Annotated in this window: 17 protein-coding genes; 9 read left to right on the plus strand and 8 right to left on the minus strand. The window is 73.2% G+C overall.

Annotation, left to right across the window (positions count from 1 at the left end):
* Positions 1–48: 48 nt before the first annotated feature.
* Together AB0D44_RS23145 and AB0D44_RS23150 are read right to left on the minus strand one after the other, a co-directional pair.
* The gene (locus tag AB0D44_RS23145; RefSeq protein ID WP_362594180.1) at positions 49–1,074 is read right to left on the minus strand and encodes a hemolysin family protein; all 1,026 of its coding nucleotides are present in this window, start codon (positions 1,072–1,074) and stop codon (positions 49–51) included.
* Positions 1,071–2,420, minus strand: coding sequence for a hemolysin family protein (locus AB0D44_RS23150; protein WP_362594183.1), 1,350 nt, complete (start codon positions 2,418–2,420; stop codon positions 1,071–1,073). Before AB0D44_RS23150 ends, AB0D44_RS23145 begins: the two co-directional genes overlap by 4 nt.
* Before the next feature lie 213 nt (positions 2,421–2,633).
* Between AB0D44_RS23150 and AB0D44_RS23155 the strand changes: the two genes are divergently transcribed.
* A complete protein-coding gene (locus AB0D44_RS23155; RefSeq protein ID WP_362594186.1) occupies positions 2,634–3,068 on the plus strand; it encodes a GNAT family N-acetyltransferase in 435 nt (144 codons plus the stop codon).
* Here AB0D44_RS23155 and AB0D44_RS23160 read toward each other — a convergent pair.
* From AB0D44_RS23160 to bioB, 4 genes are all read right to left on the minus strand, one after another.
* A complete protein-coding gene (locus tag AB0D44_RS23160; protein ID WP_362594189.1) occupies positions 3,040–3,693 on the minus strand; it encodes a class I SAM-dependent methyltransferase in 654 nt (217 codons plus the stop codon). The genes AB0D44_RS23155 and AB0D44_RS23160 overlap by 29 nt on opposite strands.
* Before the next feature lie 187 nt (positions 3,694–3,880).
* Entirely contained in the window at positions 3,881–4,618 is a 738-nt protein-coding gene (gene bioD / locus AB0D44_RS23165) for a dethiobiotin synthase (RefSeq protein WP_362594192.1), read from the minus strand.
* Between the two features lies 1 nt (position 4,619).
* Complete coding sequence (locus AB0D44_RS23170) at positions 4,620–5,858, minus strand: adenosylmethionine--8-amino-7-oxononanoate transaminase (protein ID WP_362594269.1); 1,239 nt, start codon at positions 5,856–5,858, stop codon at positions 4,620–4,622.
* A 121-nt stretch (positions 5,859–5,979) separates the two neighbouring features.
* Positions 5,980–7,236: a biotin synthase BioB gene (bioB, locus tag AB0D44_RS23175; protein ID WP_362594195.1), complete on the minus strand. Its 1,257-nt coding sequence runs from the start codon at positions 7,234–7,236 to the stop codon at positions 5,980–5,982.
* 156 nt (positions 7,237–7,392) lie between these two features.
* Here bioB and AB0D44_RS23180 point away from each other — a divergent pair, with 156 nt between their 5' ends.
* Positions 7,393–8,565, plus strand: coding sequence for an 8-amino-7-oxononanoate synthase (locus tag AB0D44_RS23180; protein WP_362594198.1), 1,173 nt, complete (start codon positions 7,393–7,395; stop codon positions 8,563–8,565).
* A gap of 4 nt (positions 8,566–8,569) precedes the next feature.
* Here the strand turns inward: AB0D44_RS23180 and AB0D44_RS23185 are convergent, their stop codons facing one another.
* Complete coding sequence (locus AB0D44_RS23185) at positions 8,570–8,791, minus strand: DUF397 domain-containing protein (RefSeq protein ID WP_362594201.1); 222 nt, start codon at positions 8,789–8,791, stop codon at positions 8,570–8,572.
* Between the two features lie 12 nt (positions 8,792–8,803).
* Positions 8,804–9,688 carry a helix-turn-helix transcriptional regulator gene (locus AB0D44_RS23190; RefSeq protein WP_362594204.1) on the minus strand — a complete coding sequence of 295 codons (885 nt, stop codon included), beginning with the start codon at positions 9,686–9,688 and terminating at the stop codon, positions 8,804–8,806.
* A 197-nt stretch (positions 9,689–9,885) separates the two neighbouring features.
* On the opposite strand from AB0D44_RS23190, the gene AB0D44_RS23195 reads away from it, so the two are divergent.
* The 7 genes from AB0D44_RS23195 to AB0D44_RS23225 all read left to right on the plus strand — a co-directional run bounded on the left by AB0D44_RS23195 (position 9,886) and on the right by AB0D44_RS23225 (position 15,174).
* Positions 9,886–10,335: an ATP-binding protein gene (locus AB0D44_RS23195; protein WP_362594207.1), complete on the plus strand. Its 450-nt coding sequence runs from the start codon at positions 9,886–9,888 to the stop codon at positions 10,333–10,335.
* A 302-nt stretch (positions 10,336–10,637) separates the two neighbouring features.
* Positions 10,638–10,940, plus strand: a complete 303-nt coding sequence (locus AB0D44_RS23200) for an urease subunit gamma (protein ID WP_362594210.1) — start codon at positions 10,638–10,640, stop codon at positions 10,938–10,940.
* 15 nt (positions 10,941–10,955) lie between these two features.
* A complete protein-coding gene (locus AB0D44_RS23205) occupies positions 10,956–11,267 on the plus strand; it encodes an urease subunit beta (RefSeq protein WP_362594212.1) in 312 nt (103 codons plus the stop codon).
* Entirely contained in the window at positions 11,260–12,981 is a 1,722-nt protein-coding gene (locus tag AB0D44_RS23210) for an urease subunit alpha (protein WP_362594214.1), read from the plus strand. Before AB0D44_RS23205 ends, AB0D44_RS23210 begins: the two co-directional genes overlap by 8 nt.
* Before the next feature lie 28 nt (positions 12,982–13,009).
* Positions 13,010–13,684, plus strand: coding sequence for an urease accessory UreF family protein (locus AB0D44_RS23215; protein ID WP_362594216.1), 675 nt, complete (start codon positions 13,010–13,012; stop codon positions 13,682–13,684).
* A 21-nt stretch (positions 13,685–13,705) separates the two neighbouring features.
* Positions 13,706–14,401, plus strand: a complete 696-nt coding sequence (gene ureG / locus AB0D44_RS23220) for an urease accessory protein UreG (protein WP_362594218.1) — start codon at positions 13,706–13,708, stop codon at positions 14,399–14,401.
* Entirely contained in the window at positions 14,398–15,174 is a 777-nt protein-coding gene (locus tag AB0D44_RS23225) for an urease accessory protein UreD (protein ID WP_362594220.1), read from the plus strand. The genes ureG and AB0D44_RS23225 overlap by 4 nt, the downstream gene beginning before the upstream one ends.
* The last annotated feature ends 240 nt before the right edge of the window (positions 15,175–15,414 follow it).

Genomic DNA, 15,414 nt, shown 5'->3' on the forward strand with positions numbered 1-15,414 from the left:
TGTTACCGCGCGGTACCCCGGCCCGGCAGGGCCGGGGTACCGCACTCGTCAGCCGGACGCCGGCCTGCCGAACAGCTCCCGCAGCACGTCCTCCATGGTCACCAGGCCCGCCATGGTGCCGTTCGGCCCCAGGACGGCGGCCAGGTGCGTACGGCCGCGCCGCATGGCGGTCAGTACGTCGTCCAGCGGGGTCTCGGCCCGGACCTGCGCGATCTGGCGCAGCGCCGCCACCGGGAACGGCTCGTCGCGCGCGTCCGGGTCGGCGTCCAGGGCGTCCTTGACGTGCAGGTAGCCCAGGGTCCGCTGCCGGGCGTCGATCACCGGGAACCGGGAGTACCCGGTCCGGGCCGACAGCCGCTCCAGGCCCGCCGGAGTGATTCCCTCCCGTGCGGACACCACCCGGTCCGCCGGCAGCACCACATCCGTGACGGGCCGCCGGCCCAGCTCCAGGGCGTCGTGCAGGCGCTCGCTCGCCCGGTCGTCCAGGAGCCCCGCGTTGCTCGAGTCCTTGACCATCCGCGCGAGCTCGTCGTCCGAGAAGGTCGCCGCGACCTCGTCCTTCACCTCGACCCGCAGCAGGCGCAACAGGGCGTTGGCGAAGGCGTTGATCGCGAAGATCACCGGCCGCAGCGCCCGGGTCAGGGCCACCAGCGGCGGTCCCAGCAGCAGCGCGGTGCGCACCGGCTCGGCCAGCGCCACGTTCTTCGGCACCATCTCGCCGAAGAGCATGTGCAGGTACGTCGCCAGCGCCAGCGCCACCACGAAGGAGATCGCGTGCGTGAGGCCGCCCGGTACGCCGACGAGGTCGAACAGGGGTGTCAGCAGGTGGGCGATGGCCGGCTCGGCCACCACGCCCAGCACCAGGGTGCACAGGGTGATGCCGAGCTGGGCCGCCGCCATCAGGGCCGAGACGTGCTCCAGGCCCCACAGGACCGCGCGGCCCCGCCGGTCGTCCTGCTCGGCGTACGGCTCGATCTGGCTGCGCCGCACCGAGATCAGCGCGAACTCCGCGCCGACGAAGAAGGCGTTGACGACCAGGGTCGCCAGGCCGATCAGCAGCTGGATCGCGGTCATCGGCCCTTCCCCCCGTCCCGTGCGGTCTCTTCGCCGTCCGGTTCGGCCGGCACGTGCACCAGCACCCGCGCGGCCCGTCGCCCGCCGGCGTCGACCACGTCCAGTTGCCAGCCGCCCAGCTCGAGGCTGTCGCCGACCGACGGGATGCGGCCCAGCTCGGTCGCTATCAGCCCGGCCAGGGTCTCGTACGGTCCTTCCGGCACACGCAGTCCGATCCGCTGGAGCTGGTCCGTGCGGACCGCGCCGTCGGCGGAGTAGAGCCGGCGCCCGTCCTCGTCCGTGCCGGCCGGGGCCAGGTCCGGGGTCTCGTGCGGGTCGTGCTCGTCGCGGACCTCGCCGACGACTTCCTCGACGATGTCCTCCAGGGTCGCCACGCCGGCCGTGCCGCCGTACTCGTCGATGACCACGGCCATCGTCTGCTTGCCGGACAGCCGGTCCAGCAGCCGGTCCACGGTGAGGGACTCCGGTACCAGGAGCGGCTCGCGCAGCAGCTGCGACACGGGCCGGCGGTGGCGCTCCTCGGCGGGCAGGGCGAGCACGTCCTTGATGTGCACGGTGCCGACGACCGTGTCGAGGCTGCCCCGGTACACCGGGAAGCGGGACAGGCCGGTGGCCAGCGTCGCGTTCGCGACGTCCTCGGCCGTTGTCTGCACGTCGAGGGCGGTGACCTGCACGCGCGGGGTCATCACGTTCTCCGCGGTCAGGTCGGCGAGGTTCAGGGTCCGCACGAACAGCTCGGCGGTGTCCTTCTCCAGCGCGCCCGCCTTGGCCGAGTGCCGAGCCAGGGCGACCAGCTCCTGCGGGGTGCGTGCGGAGGCCAGCTCCTCGGCGGGCTCCAGCCCGAGGCGGCGCACCATGTGGTTGGCGGTGGTGTTGAGATGGCTGATCAGCGGTTTGAAGGCCCGGCTGAACACCCGCTGGAACGTCGCCACGCGTTTGGCGATCGCCAGGGGGGAGGAGATGGCCCAGTTCTTGGGGACCAGCTCGCCGACGACCATCAGGATGACGGTCGACAAAACCGTGCTGAGGACCAGCGCGGTGGAGGAAGCGGTACCGGCCGACAGCCCCACGGCCTTGAACGGGCCCTCGAGGAGGGCGGCGATCGACGGCTTCGAGATCATGCCGATGACCAGGCCGGTCACGGTGATGCCGAGCTGGGCGCCGGAGAGCTGGAACGTCAGGGTGCGGACGGCGGCCAGCGCACTGTCGGCCCCGCGCTCACCCCGCTCCACGGCCTGGTCGAGCTCGCTGCGCTCCACGGTGGTCAGCGAGAACTCGGCCGCGACGAAGACCCCGCAGGCAAGGCAGAGCAGCAGTGCCACGACGAGCAGGAGCACTTCGGTCATCGCTCGATCACCTCCGTCCCATGATCGGCCAGGAGGCGGGGTGTCGCGCGACGTCGCGAACGGGGGGAGGGGGAATGTCGTGGACTGGGAGGCTCGCCCATGGGCGGACGCTCACACCTTTCAATCAGGAGGACTTTGCCCCCATGGTAAAGGACGGGCAAAGGAGGCGGATCATTCTTTTGGCCGAACGGACCCGGATGATGGGATCCGGACATGACTGATCTTCACATCGGCCCTGCCGCGGCGACCGATCTCGGCGCCGTACTGGACTTCTGGAAGGCCGCCGCCGAGGGGACGAGTATCAGCGACGACCTCGCCGGGGTCGAGCGGTTGTACGCGCGCGACCCGCGGGCCCTGCTGCTCGCCCGGCGGGACGGGGAGCTCGTCGGCACCGTGATCGCAGGCTTCGACGGCTGGCGCTGCCACCTGTACCGGCTCGCCGTGCACCCCGCGCACCGCAGGCAGGGCATCGCGACCGCCCTGCTCGCCGCGGCCGAGGAGCGCTTCGAGGCGCTCGGGGGACGGCGCGGGGACGCCATGGTCCTCGACCGGAACACCTCTGCGCACCGGGCGTGGGACGCGGCCGGCTACCACCCGGAGGAGCAGTGGACGCGCTGGGTCAAGCCACTCGGCGCGCCGACCCGATGACGCAGTAGGACGTGGGGAAGGCCGGTCCGCGCTCGGGGAGCCTGAAGCTGCGGTGCGAGACGATCCGGAAACCGGCCGCCTCCACCGCGGCCAGCGGGTCGCGGGAGGTGTGGCAGCCGCCGAAGAGGAACGGCCAGACGGTGCGGTCCAGGGCGCGCTGGACGGCGGCCATGCCGGGACCGGGCGCCAGGCCGTGCTCGAAGAAGCGCAGCTCGGCGTCGGGACGCAGCACGCGGTGCAGTTCGGCGAGGGAGCGGGGCAGATCCCGTACGGAACACAGCACCAGCGAGGCGACGGCGGCGTCGAAGGCCTCGCTCTTGACCGGGAGGGCTTCGGCGGCGGCGGGTACGACGTCCACCGGGACCTCGACGCGCAGGGCCGCCTGGGTGGCGAGGCGGCGCAGGGTGCGGTCCGGTTCCACGGCGACGACCTCGGAGACGGCGCGGGGGTAGTGCGGGAAGTTCAGGCCGTTCCCGGCGCCGATCTCGATGACGCGGCCGGACACTCCGTGGAGGAGCTCGCGGCGGAGGGCGGCGAGACCGCCGCGGGTCTCGGCTGCTTTGGCGGCGCGGGCGTAGAAGCGGCCGAAGAGGGGGTGGTGGACCGGGTCGCGGCGCGGTGGCATTGCGGACCTCCCGGACGATGGGGGTGTACGTACCCGTACTCCCAGGGTGCCCCCCTCGGCGCGGCCTCATCCCTGGTGGGACCGCGGTGCCCGTGCGGGACCCCGCCCGCAGGCCCGTACCCCACCGCCGACGGGCCTGGGACGAGCCTGTCCGGGTCCGGGACGGCGCGCCCCGGACCCCCGGCCGTCACACGCCGACGGGACCGGGCGGCGCCCACGCCGTCAGGAAGGACTCCTGTGACCAGGTGCCCGCCAGTGCCGGGGCGAGCCAGGCCGCGGCCTCGGTGCGGAACCGCGACGGGGGCAGGGCGGCCGAGCCTTCCGGGACCGCGCCCAGCAGGGGGGTGCCGGAGGATGCGGGCAGGTCCGCCAGGTTGCAGCGGCAGGCCAGGTCCGGGGACGCGGGCCAGCTGCCGACGACCACGCCGAGCGGAGTCAGCTCCCGCGCCCGCAGGGCCTCCGTCGTCAGGGTGGTGGAGTTGAGGGTGCCGAGGCCCGCCGCGGCCACCACCAGGACCGGGGCGCCGAGCAGGACGGCGGCGTCGGCCAGGGTGTGGCCCGCCTCGTCGAAGCGGACCAGCAGCCCGCCCGCGCCCTCCACCAGGACCAGGTCGTGGTGGAGGGACAGCTCCCGGGCGGCGTCGGCGATGTCGGCCGGGGAGAGCGTCGCCAGCCCGGCCCGCCGCGCCGCCGTGTCCGGGGCCAACGGCTCGGGGTAGCGGGCCAGTTCCATCGCCGTGACGGTGGGTCCGGCCAGCCGGACCACCTCCGCCGCGTCACCGGGTTCGTCCGGGCCGACGCCCGTCTGGGCGGGCTTGAGCACCGCCACCGAGCGGCCGGCGGCCACCGCCGCCGCCGCGATCGCCGATGTGACCACGGTCTTTCCGACCTCCGTGCCGGTACCGGACACGACCAGAACGGACATCTCAGCCTTCCTGCGCCGCCGCGCACACCGCGCGGCAGATCCGGGCGACATCGGTGTCACCGGTGACGAACGGCGGCATGGTGTAGATCAGGTCCCGGAACGGGCGCAGCCAGACCCCTTCCCGGACCGCGGCCGCGGTCGCGGCCGCCATGTCGACCTCGTGGTCCAACTGGACCACGCCGATGGCGCCCAGCACCCGCACGTCCCGGACACCGGGCAGCCCGGCCGCCGCCGCCAGGCCCTCGCGCAGCCCCGCTTCGATCCGCTTGACCTCGGTCGCCCAGTCCTGGCCGAGCAGCAGCTCGATCGAGGCGAGCGCCACGGCCGTCGCGAGGGGGTTGCCCATGAAGGTCGGCCCGTGCGCGAGCACCGGGACCTCGCCCCGGGAGATCCCGTCGGCGACCCGCTCCGTGCACAGGGTCGCCGCGAGCGTGAGGTAACCGCCCGTCAGCGATTTGCCCAGGCACATCACGTCCGGCGTGATCCCGGCGTGGTCCGCGGCGAAGAGCGCCCCGGTGCGGCCGAAGCCGGTCGCGATCTCGTCCAGGATGAGGAGCACGCCGTACTCGTCGCACAGCTCGCGCAGCACCCGCAGGTGGGCGGGGTTGTGGAAACGCATGCCGCCCGCGCCCTGCACCACCGGCTCCACGATCACCGCTGCCAGCTCGTCCGCGTGGGCGGCGATCAGGGAGCGCAGGTGGTCCGTGTACGCCGGGTCCAGGGGCGTGTCGAAGTCACCGCGCGGCGCGTCCGCGAAGACCTGCCGCGGCAGATGGCCCTGCCACAGCTCGTGCATGCCGCCCTGGGGGTCGCACACGGCCATCGGCTGCCAGGTGTCCCCGTGGTAGCCGCCGCGCCAGGTCAGCAGCCGGGTCTTGCCCGTCCGGCCGAGCGAACGCCAGTACTGCAGGCACATCTTGACCGCGACCTCGACGGACACCGAGCCCGAGTCGCTGAGGAAGACGTGCTCCAGCCCCGGCGGGGTGATCTCGACGAGCTTCGCGGCGAGCCGGACGGCGGGCTCATGGGTGAGCCCGCCGAACATCACGTGCGACATCCGGCCCAGCTGGGTGGTGGCGGCCTCGTTCAGCACCGGGTGGTTGTAGCCGTGGATGGCCGACCACCAGGAGGACATGCCGTCGACCAGCTCCTCGTGCCCGTGCCCCTGGGCCGGGTCGGCGAGCCGCAGCCGCACCCCCGAGGCGGAGGCGATGACCAGCGGCTCCTGCCGGCCGGGCATGGGGCCGTACGGGTGCCAGACGTGCTGCCGGTCCAGGGCGAGCAGCTCGGCGCCGGAGAGCGGCGGACCGAGCGGATCGTGCGGACCGAGCGGATCGTGCGGACCGAGCGGATCGAGCGGGTCACGCATTGGGGGCGAGGTCCGTTCCCGCGCCGCGGCGGCGGACCGCCACGAGGTCCGGACGGACCTCGCCCGCTTCCGCCTGAGCCGCTGCGGGCGCCGCGTGCGCGTGTCCGGAGCAGCCACCGCAGGCCGAGCCGCAGCCGGCTTCCGCGGCAGAGCCGGCGGCGTCGGCGGAGGCCGCCGAACCGCAGACGGAGGCGCCGCCGCCGTGCGAACCGCAGCCGCCCGGCGTGGCCGAGGCGGCCACGTCCGCGCGGTGGGCCGGGAGGGTCGTCGTACCGGCGCCCTCCACCTCGAAACCGGCGTCCGCGATCATGTCGAGGTCCGCCTGGCCGGCCTGGCCCTCGCTGGTCAGGTAGTCGCCCAGGAAGATCGAGTTCACCAGGTGCAGGGCCAGCGGCTGCATGGAGCGCAGGTGCACCTCGCGGCCGCCCGCGAGCCGGACCTCGACGTCGGGGCAGACGAAGCGCACCATCGCGAGGATCCGCAGGGCGCGCTGGGGGGTGAGGTTCCACTCCTTGGCGAGCGGGGTGCCCTCGAACGGGATCAGGAAGTTCACCGGTACCGAGTCCGGGTCCAGCTCGCGCAGCGAGTAGACGACGTCGACGAGGTCCTCGTCGCTCTCGCCCATGCCGGCGATCAGACCGGAGCAGGCGGACAGGCCGGCGGCGTGCGCCTTCTGCACCGTGTCCACGCGGTCCGCGTAGGTGTGGGTCTTGGTGATCTGCCCGTACGTGGCCTCGGAGGTGTTGAGGTTGTGGTTGTAGGCGTCCGCGCCCGCGTCGCGCAGCCGTTCGGCCTGGCCGTCGGAGAGCAGGCCCAGGCAGGCGCAGACCTCGACGCCCTCGTTCTGCTCCTTGATCGCGGCGATCGTCTTGCCGACGCGCTCCACGTCCCGGTCCGTCGGTCCGCGGCCGCTCGCGACCAGGCAGACGCGCTTGGCGCCGCCTGCGACACCGGCCGCCGCGGCCTGCGAGGCCTCCTCCGGCTTCAGCCAGGTGTACTTGAGGATCTCGGCCTTCGAGCCGAGGCGCTGCGAGCAGTAGGAGCAGTCCTCCGGGCACAGGCCCGACTTCAGGTTGACCAGGTAGTTGAGCTTGACCCGGCGGCCGAACCACTGGCGGCGCACCTTGCCGGCCGCGGCCACCACGTCGAGCAGTTCGTCGTCGGAAGTCGCCAGTACGGCGAGCGCCTCTTCGCGGGTCGGCAGCTCGCGCCGCAGCCCCTTGTCCACCAGGGTGTTCAGCAGGTCCATGACGCCGATCCTGGACCACACCACCACTCCCGGCCAAGGAGAGATCGCACAACATGGCCGGATGGGAGTGTGTGTATCGCCACACCTGGCACTCAAGTCACGGCCGCTAGGGTCGGGCAGGTCTGTGGACTGCCGACAAAACACGAGGACCTGCCGATGCCCCAGCACACTCCCGATCCGGTGGACGTCTTCGCCTGGATCGATGCCGCGGAACGCGACCGGGAAGCGGCGGGGCTCGTCCGCACCCTGCGGCCGCGGCCGGCGGACTCCCCGCTGCTGGACCTGGCGAGCAACGACTACCTCGGGCTGTCGCGGCATCCGCAGACCGTCCGCGGTGCGCAGGAGGCCGCCGAGCGGTGGGGCGGCGGAGCCACCGGCTCCCGGCTGGTGACGGGCACGACCGAGCTCCACGCGGAGCTCGAGCGGGAACTCGCCGCCTTCTGCGGATTCGAGGCCGCGCTGGTCCTCTCCTCCGGGTACGCGGCCAACCTCGCCGCCGTGACCGCGCTCGGCGGCCGGGGAACCCTGGTCGTCTCCGACGCCGGGAACCACGCCTCGATCGTCGACGGCTGCCGCCTCGCACGGGCCGAGACCGCCGTGATCGCGCACTCGGACCCGGACGCCGCGCGCAAGACGCTCGCCGCGCACGGGGGCCGGGCGCTGCTGGTCACCGACTCGGTGTTCTCCGTCGACGGGGACGCGGCCCCGCTCTCCGGCTACGCCGCGGCCTGCCGCGAGCAGGGCGCGGCCCTGCTGGTGGACGACGCGCACGGCCTGGGCGTACTGGGCGAGGGCGGCCGCGGCGCGCTGGACGCCGCCGGACTCGCGGGCGCCCCGGGGGTGGTGGCCACGCTGACCCTGTCGAAGTCGCTGGGCAGCCAGGGCGGCGCCGTGCTGGGGCCGGCCAAAGTCATCCGGCACCTGGTCAACACCGCGCGCACCTTCATCTTCGACACCGGGCTGGCCCCGGCCGCCGCGGGCGCGGCGCTGGCGAGCCTGCGCCTGCTCCGGCGGGAACCGGAACGCGCCGCCCGGGCCCGCGAGGTGGCCGACCGGCTGTACGGGCGGCTCACCGCGTCCGGCCTGACCGCGGCCCGGCCGGACGCGGCCGTGGTGTCGGTACGGGCCCCGTCGGCTCCGGCGGCACTGCGCTGGGCCGCCGACTGCCGCGAGGCAGGACTGTCCGTGGGGTGCTTCCGGCCGCCGTCGGTGCCGGACGGCATCTCCCGGCTGCGGCTGACCGCCCGGGCCGATCTCACGGGGGAGGAGATCGAGCGGGCCGTCGGAACGATTCTGCTGACCGCCCCGGCCGGAGCCACGGACCGCTAGGACGTCAGGCGGGCACGTCCGTTCGTACGCTCGCGAGGAAGCCGGTCCAGGCCGGGCCGGTGAAGAGCACGGCCGGGCCGTCCGTCCGCTTGGAGTCGCGGACGGCCAGCAGGCCGCCGCCGAGGACGGCCGCTTCCACGCAGTTGTTCATTCCGGTGCTGCGGCTGCTCCGCCGCCACCGCGCGCTGATCAGAAGTCCGCTGGTGGATAAGGGGCTTGCGGACACGGGGGTGCCTCCTTACGCGTCGTCAGCAAGTGAGCTGATGAGATCCGACGAGTCCTGGGGCGGGAGGGCGTGCGCCTGGATGGTGCGGAACGCGGCGCTGTACGCCTCAAGGTCTTCCTTCCGCTCCAGATAGAGGCTACTCGTCAAATGGTCGAGTACCACCACATCCAGATCGGCGATGTTCGGAAATGAGAAAATGACGAACGGCCCGGTGAGGCCGAGATGCCCCCCCACGCTGAACGGCAGTACCTGCAACCTGACATGAGGCAATCGCCCCACCTCCACCAGGTGTCGCAACTGCCCCGCCATCACCCCCGGCCCGCCGATCTGCCGGCGCAGTACCGCCTCGTCCAGGACGGCGCTCAGCTCCAGCGGCGGGTCGGCCCGCAGCACCTTCTGGCGCGCCAGCCGCACCTCGACCAGCGCGTCCACCTTCGGCTCCGGCAGCCCGCCCAGCGCGGCCCGGGTCACCGCCCGCGCGTACCCGGCGGTCTGCAGCAGCCCCGGCACCACGGACAGTTCCACCGTGCGGGCCGACCGGGCACCCGCCTCCAGGCTGATGAAGTCCCGGTACTCCTGGGGCAGCAGCCCCCGGTAGTCGTGCCACCACTGGCGGCCCCGCCCGGTGTCGCCCCCCGGGCCCGGACCGGCCGCGGAGGCCGACAGGGCTTCTAGCAGGGCGCGCTGTTCGGGGCTCACAATCGCCCCGTAGACGTCGAGGAGCAGGCGGATGTCCTCCGGTTTGACCCCGCTGCGTCCCGTCTCGATGCGGCTGATCTTCGACTGGTGCCATCCCGCGATCCGGGCCGCCTCACCGCTCGTGAGACCGGACCGGTCGCGCAGGGCTCGCAGTTCCTCGCCGAGCTTGCGCCGACGCACCGCGGGACCGTGCTGCATACCCGCCTCCTTCCACCGGCACAGCTCGCACCAGTCTGCCGTCCAAATACGCTCTTCCGTAGCAGAGTTCACCGCATTGAGCGACAGATATATGCATATCTTGGGGGAACGGGAGAAACGGCGGGACGATGGGTGGCACTCTGGCGTCCAGCACAGATCCGGGGTGGCTCGGCCCCGGTGGGAAAGGGACCGTCGTCATGGCAGATCACCAGGAAGCATCCGTCACTCTGCCGAGCGATCCCGCCTCGGTCGCCACCGCCCGACGCTATGTGGCGGAGGTGCTGGGCGAATGGGGACTGCCCGATGAGGACACCACCGCCGACAGTGTCCGGCTCATCGTCTCGGAACTCGCCACCAACGCCGTGCAGCACACCTTCGGCCAGTCGCCCACCTTCACCGTCGACATGCGGCTGGAGCGCGAGGAGTGGCTGCGCATCGGGGTGACCGACAGCCACCCCCGCTGGCCCAAGCGGCTGCCGGCAGCCGTCCAGCAGGACAACGGCCGGGGCCTGGTCATCATCCGGTGGCTCACCGCGGAAGCGGGCGGCCGCCTCTCGGTCAGCCCCACCGAGGACGGGGGCAAGACGGTCTGGATCGCGCTGCCGTGGACGGCCGGCGCCGCGACGAGGACCGTCAGCGGCTGCTGACGCCGGGCGTTCCCGCCCGGCCGTATACGGAATCACCTTTCAGGGGCCCGTGCGTTGAACCGGGTGCCTTCCCGAAACGTGGGTTTACGCAACGGAAAAGCGCGGCGCCTACCGTGGCTCCACGTTCGTCCGCCAAAGATCACCCATGATCCGGCAAAGCGGCGGTGGTCGGGACGGAAAGCCTTTCCCTGTGTGGGGCAAGACTCGCTTGGTTCGGATATCCCCAGGTCAACAGAGTGTTGACGGCCGGTAGGGTCGCCCCGGCGCGATGTTGATCTTGTCCCGGAAGCTTGGTGATACGTGTGCAACTGACTCCGCACGAGCAGGAGAGACTGCTCATCCACGTGGCTGCCGACGTGGCCGCGAAGCGCCGGGCCCGCGGGGTGCGCCTGAACCATCCCGAGGCGATCGCGCTGATCACGTCGCACATCCTCGAAGGGGCCCGCGACGGGCGGACCGTGGCCGAGCTGATGGCCTCCGGCCGTACCGTCCTGCGGCGCGACGAGGTCATGGAGGGGATCCCGGAGATGGTCCACGACGTGCAGGTCGAGGCCACCTTCCCGGACGGAACCAAACTCGTCACCGTCCACGACCCGATCGTCTGAGGGGGAGTACCCGCCATGATCCCCGGCGAAATCGCCTACGGGGACGGTACGGTGCGCCTCAACGAGGGCCGCCCCGTCACCCGTCTCACCGTGCTCAACGCCGCCGACCGGCCCGTCCAGGTCGGCTCCCACTACCACTTCGCCGAAGCCAACCCCGGCCTCGAATTCGACCGTTCCGCCGCCCGAGGACTGCGGCTCGACATCGCCGCCGGCACCGCCGTGCGGTTCGAGCCCGGCATCCCGGTCGCGGTGGAGCTCGTCCCCCTGGCCGGGCTGCGCACGGTACCGGGGCTGCGCGCGGAGACCGGAGGGCCGCTCGATGGCTGAGATCTCCCGCCAGGAGTACGCCGACCTCTTCGGGCCAACGGCGGGTGACCGGATCCGGCTGGCCGACACCGACCTCTTCGTCGAGATCGAGCAGGACCTCGCCGGCGGCCCCGGCCTGGCCGGCGACGAGGCCGTCTTCGGCGGCGGCAAGGTGATCCGCGAGTCGATGGGACAGGCCCGCACCACCCGGGCCGAAGGCGCACCCGACACCGTGATCACCGGCGTGGTGATCCTCGACCACTGGGGCATCGTCAAAGCCGACCTCGGCATCCGCGACGGCCGCATCTGCGGCATCGGCAAGGCCGGCAACCCCGACACCATGGACGGGGTGGCGCCCGCACTCGTCATCGGCCCCGAGACCGAGATCATCGCGGGCAACGGGAAGATCGTCACCGCCGGAGCCGTCGACGCCCACGTCCACTTCATCTCCCCGACCGTGATCGAGGAAGCCCTCGCCTCCGGCATCACCACCCTCGTCGGCGGCGGCACCGGACCGGCCGAGGGCTCCAAGGCCACCACCGTCACCCCCGGGCCCTGGCACCTGGCCCGGATGTTCGCGGCGCTGGAGGCCTACCCCGTCAACATCGGCCTGCTGGGCAAGGGCAACACCATGTCCACCGAGGCCATGCACTCCCAGCTGCGCGGCGGCGCACTCGGCTTCAAGCTCCACGAGGACTGGGGGTCCACCCCCGCCGTCATCGACGCCTGCCTGGGGGTCTGCGAGGAGACCGGGGTCCAGGCCGCCATCCACACGGACACGCTCAACGAGGCCGGGTTCGTCGCCGACACCCTCGCGGCCATCGCCGGGCGGACCATCCACTCGTACCACACCGAGGGCGCGGGCGGGGGGCACGCCCCCGACATCATCACCGTGGTCTCCGAGCCCAACATCCTGCCCAGCTCCACCAATCCGACCCGGCCGCACACCCTCAACACCGTCGAGGAACACCTCGACATGCTGATGGTCTGCCACCACCTGAACCCGGCCGTCCCCGAGGACCTCGCCTTCGCCGAATCCCGGATCCGGCCCTCGACCATCGCCGCCGAGGACGTCCTGCACGACCTCGGGGCCATTTCCATCATCTCCTCCGACTCCCAGGCCATGGGCCGGGTCGGCGAGGTCGTCCTGCGCACCTGGCAGACCGCCCACGTGATGAAGAAGCGCCGCGGCTTCCTCCCGGGTGACGGACCGGCCGACAACCAGCGCGCCCGCCGCTACGTCGCCAAGTACACGATCAACCCCGCCGTCGCGCAGGGGCTCGCCCGCGAGATCGGCTCGGTCGAGACGGGCAAGCTCGCCGACCTCGTCCTGTGGAACCCCGCCTTCTTCGGGGTCAAACCCGAACTGGTCATCAAGGGCGGCCAGATCGCCTACGCGCAGATGGGCGACGCCAACGCCTCCATCCCCACCCCCCAGCCCGTACTGCCCCGGCCGATGTTCGGCAGCCACGGGAGGGCGCCCGGCCTGAACTCGCTCAACTTCACGGCGCAGGCCGCGCTCGACGACGGGCTGCCCGACCGCCTCGGCCTCGGCAAGGCCTTCGTGGCCATCGAGAGCACCCGCAAGGTCGGCAAGGCGGACATGCGCAACAACGACGCCATGCCCCGGGTCGAGGTCGACGCCGACACCTTCACCGTCACCATCGACGGGGAGGCGGTGGAACCGGCGCCCGCCGCGGAACTGCCCATGGCACAGAGATACTTCCTGTTTTGAAAGGGGCCCTCGCGATGGGCACGGCCCGATGAGCCTCGCCACGCTGCTCGTCCTCGCCGACGGCCGCTTCCCCGCCGGGGGCCACGCCCACTCCGGCGGGGCCGAAGCCGCCTGCAAGGCGGGCCGGATCCACGACGCCGCCACCCTGGAGGACTTCTGCCGGGGCCGGCTGCACACCGCCGGGCTCACGGCCGCCGCCCTCGCCGCGGCGGCGGCGCTCGGACTCGACCCGGCGCAGCTCGACGCCGCCGCCGACGCCCGCACTCCCTCGCCCGCCCTGCGCGCCGCCGCACGCCGGCTCGGCCGCCAGCTGCTGCGGGCCGCCCGGGCCACCTGGCCCGCCGCCGAACTGGACGCGCTGGCAGCGGCGTTCCCGCGCGGAGCCCACCAGCCCGTCGTGCTCGGGCTCACGGCCCGGGCAGCCGGACTCGGGCCGCTGGACGCCGCGCACGTGGCGGCGTACGAGAGCATCGGCGGGCCCGCGACCGCGACCGTGCGGCTGCTGGGCCTGGACCCCTTCGAGGCGAGCGGGGTGCTGGCCCGGCTCGCTCCCTCCCTCGACGCCGTCGCCGCCCGGGCGGCCGAGGCCGCGCAGCGGGCCCGCACCGAGGGCACGGACGCCCTGCCCGCGGCCTCCTCGCCCCTGCTGGAGATCGCGGCAGAGGCCCATGCCGACTGGCCGGTACGCCTCTTCGCTTCCTGACCACCCCGAAGGAGACCCCCCATGCACCTCGACCACGCGGTGACCTACCCCCAGCGCCACACGCACGGCGCTGCCCCGCTCCGGGCCGACGGCACCCGGCGCGCCCTGCGCATCGGACTCGGCGGACCCGTCGGCTCGGGCAAGACCGCCACCGTCGCGGCCCTGTGCCGCGCCCTGCGCGCCGAACTGTCCATGGCCGTCGTCACCAACGACATCTACACGCGCGAGGACGCGGAGTTCCTGCTGCGCGAGGCCGTCCTGCCGCCCGAGCGGATCAGCGCCGTGGAGACCGGTGCCTGCCCGCACACCGCCATCCGCGACGACATCTCCGCCAACCTGGAGGCCGTCGAGGAGCTGGAGGAGGCCTTCCGCGAGACCGGCCCGCTCGACCTGATCCTCGTCGAGTCCGGCGGGGACAACCTCACCGCCACCTTCTCCCGCGGGCTCGTCGACGCCCAGATCTTCGTCATCGACGTGGCCGGCGGGGACGACATCCCGCGCAAGGGCGGCCCCGGCGTCACCACCGCCGACCTCCTCGTCGTCAACAAGACCGACCTCGCCCCCCACGTCGGCTCCGACCTCGAGCGGATGGCCCGCGACGCCGCCGAGCAGCGCGGCGGACTCCCCGTCGCCTTCCAGTCGCTGCGCGGTCCGGAAGGCGTGGCTCCGGTGGCCGCCTGGGTCCGCGAGCAGATCGCCGCCTGGGCCGTACGGTGACCAGCGCGGTCCCCGCGACCGGCCTGCGGGCCACCGCCCGGATCCACGCCACCGCAGACGGCCGCGGCGGCACCGCCCTGCCGCTGCTGGCCGGGCAAGGGCCGCTCGCGCTGCGCCGCACCCGGGGCACCGCAGCCGAGGCGGGGGTCATGCTGGTCGGCGCCATGAGCGCCCCGCTCGGCGGCGACCACCTCACCGTCGAGGCGACCGCGGGCCCCGGGGCGCGGCTGGCCCTCGCCTCGGCGGCGGCCACCTTGGCCCTGCCCGGCCGGGGCGGCGAGCCCGCGCGCTACGACGTACGCCTGACCGTGGAGGACGGCGCGTCGGTGCGGTGGCTGCCCGAACCGCTGGTCTCCGTGCGCGGCAGCGACCTGCGGGTGCACACGCGGGTCGAACTGGCCCCCACGGCCCGGCTGCTGCTGCGCGAGGAACAGGTGCTGGGCCGCTGCGGGGAGGACCCCGGCCTGCTGCGCAGCCGGCTCACCGCCGCCCGGGGCGGCTGCCCGCTGCTGGACCAGGAGCTGACCTGCGGACCCGGCGCGCCCGGTGGCTGGGACGGTCCCGCGGGACTGGCGGGCCACCGGGCGCTCGGCCAACTCCTCGTCGTGGACCCGGCCTTCGCCCAGGCGCCGCCCGAGGCGGCGGTGCTGGGCGAGTTCGCCGCGGTCACGCCGCTGGCGGGTCCGGCCGTCCTGGTGACCGCCCTGGCCCCGGACGCCCTGCGGCTGCGGGAACTGCTCGACGCGGCCGTCCGCACCTACGGGACGCCGTAGTGCTCTGACCGGGAACGAAACGGGCACCGCTCAGCGGTACTCATCTCTCCGGTTATCGGGTTGGCAAAGAACCGGAGCCTGCTCTGTTGCCGGGTCGCGGTAAGGCGCGAGGATCCCCCTGCACGCCGACGACCGAAACGACCAATCCGGCCGCCCACGGCGGCGACTGACGCAGGGGGAACACGTACGTGATACGCAACGCGGCGCTGGGGAGCGCCGCCACACTGATCACCGGCACGC

Origin of the sequence: Streptomyces sp. NPDC048349, from assembly GCF_040651925.1 — a bacterium.
In the GTDB taxonomy this organism is placed as follows: Bacteria; Actinomycetota; Actinomycetes; order Streptomycetales; family Streptomycetaceae; genus Streptomyces.

Coding starts and splice junctions, on each gene's coding strand:
- AB0D44_RS23145 (WP_362594180.1), bottom strand. CDS start 1,074: ATGACCGCGATCCAGCTGCTGATCGGCCTGGCGACCCTGGTCGTCAAC.
- AB0D44_RS23150 (WP_362594183.1), bottom strand. CDS start 2,420: ATGACCGAAGTGCTCCTGCTCGTCGTGGCACTGCTGCTCTGCCTTGCC.
- AB0D44_RS23155 (WP_362594186.1), top strand. CDS start 2,634: ATGACTGATCTTCACATCGGCCCTGCCGCGGCGACCGATCTCGGCGCC.
- AB0D44_RS23160 (WP_362594189.1), bottom strand. CDS start 3,693: ATGCCACCGCGCCGCGACCCGGTCCACCACCCCCTCTTCGGCCGCTTC.
- bioD (WP_362594192.1), bottom strand. CDS start 4,618: ATGTCCGTTCTGGTCGTGTCCGGTACCGGCACGGAGGTCGGAAAGACC.
- AB0D44_RS23170 (WP_362594269.1), bottom strand. CDS start 5,858: ATGCCCGGCCGGCAGGAGCCGCTGGTCATCGCCTCCGCCTCGGGGGTG.
- bioB (WP_362594195.1), bottom strand. CDS start 7,236: ATGGACCTGCTGAACACCCTGGTGGACAAGGGGCTGCGGCGCGAGCTG.
- AB0D44_RS23180 (WP_362594198.1), top strand. CDS start 7,393: ATGCCCCAGCACACTCCCGATCCGGTGGACGTCTTCGCCTGGATCGAT.
- AB0D44_RS23190 (WP_362594204.1), bottom strand. CDS start 9,688: ATGCAGCACGGTCCCGCGGTGCGTCGGCGCAAGCTCGGCGAGGAACTG.
- AB0D44_RS23195 (WP_362594207.1), top strand. CDS start 9,886: ATGGCAGATCACCAGGAAGCATCCGTCACTCTGCCGAGCGATCCCGCC.
- AB0D44_RS23205 (WP_362594212.1), top strand. CDS start 10,956: ATGATCCCCGGCGAAATCGCCTACGGGGACGGTACGGTGCGCCTCAAC.
- AB0D44_RS23210 (WP_362594214.1), top strand. CDS start 11,260: ATGGCTGAGATCTCCCGCCAGGAGTACGCCGACCTCTTCGGGCCAACG.
- AB0D44_RS23215 (WP_362594216.1), top strand. CDS start 13,010: ATGAGCCTCGCCACGCTGCTCGTCCTCGCCGACGGCCGCTTCCCCGCC.
- ureG (WP_362594218.1), top strand. CDS start 13,706: ATGCACCTCGACCACGCGGTGACCTACCCCCAGCGCCACACGCACGGC.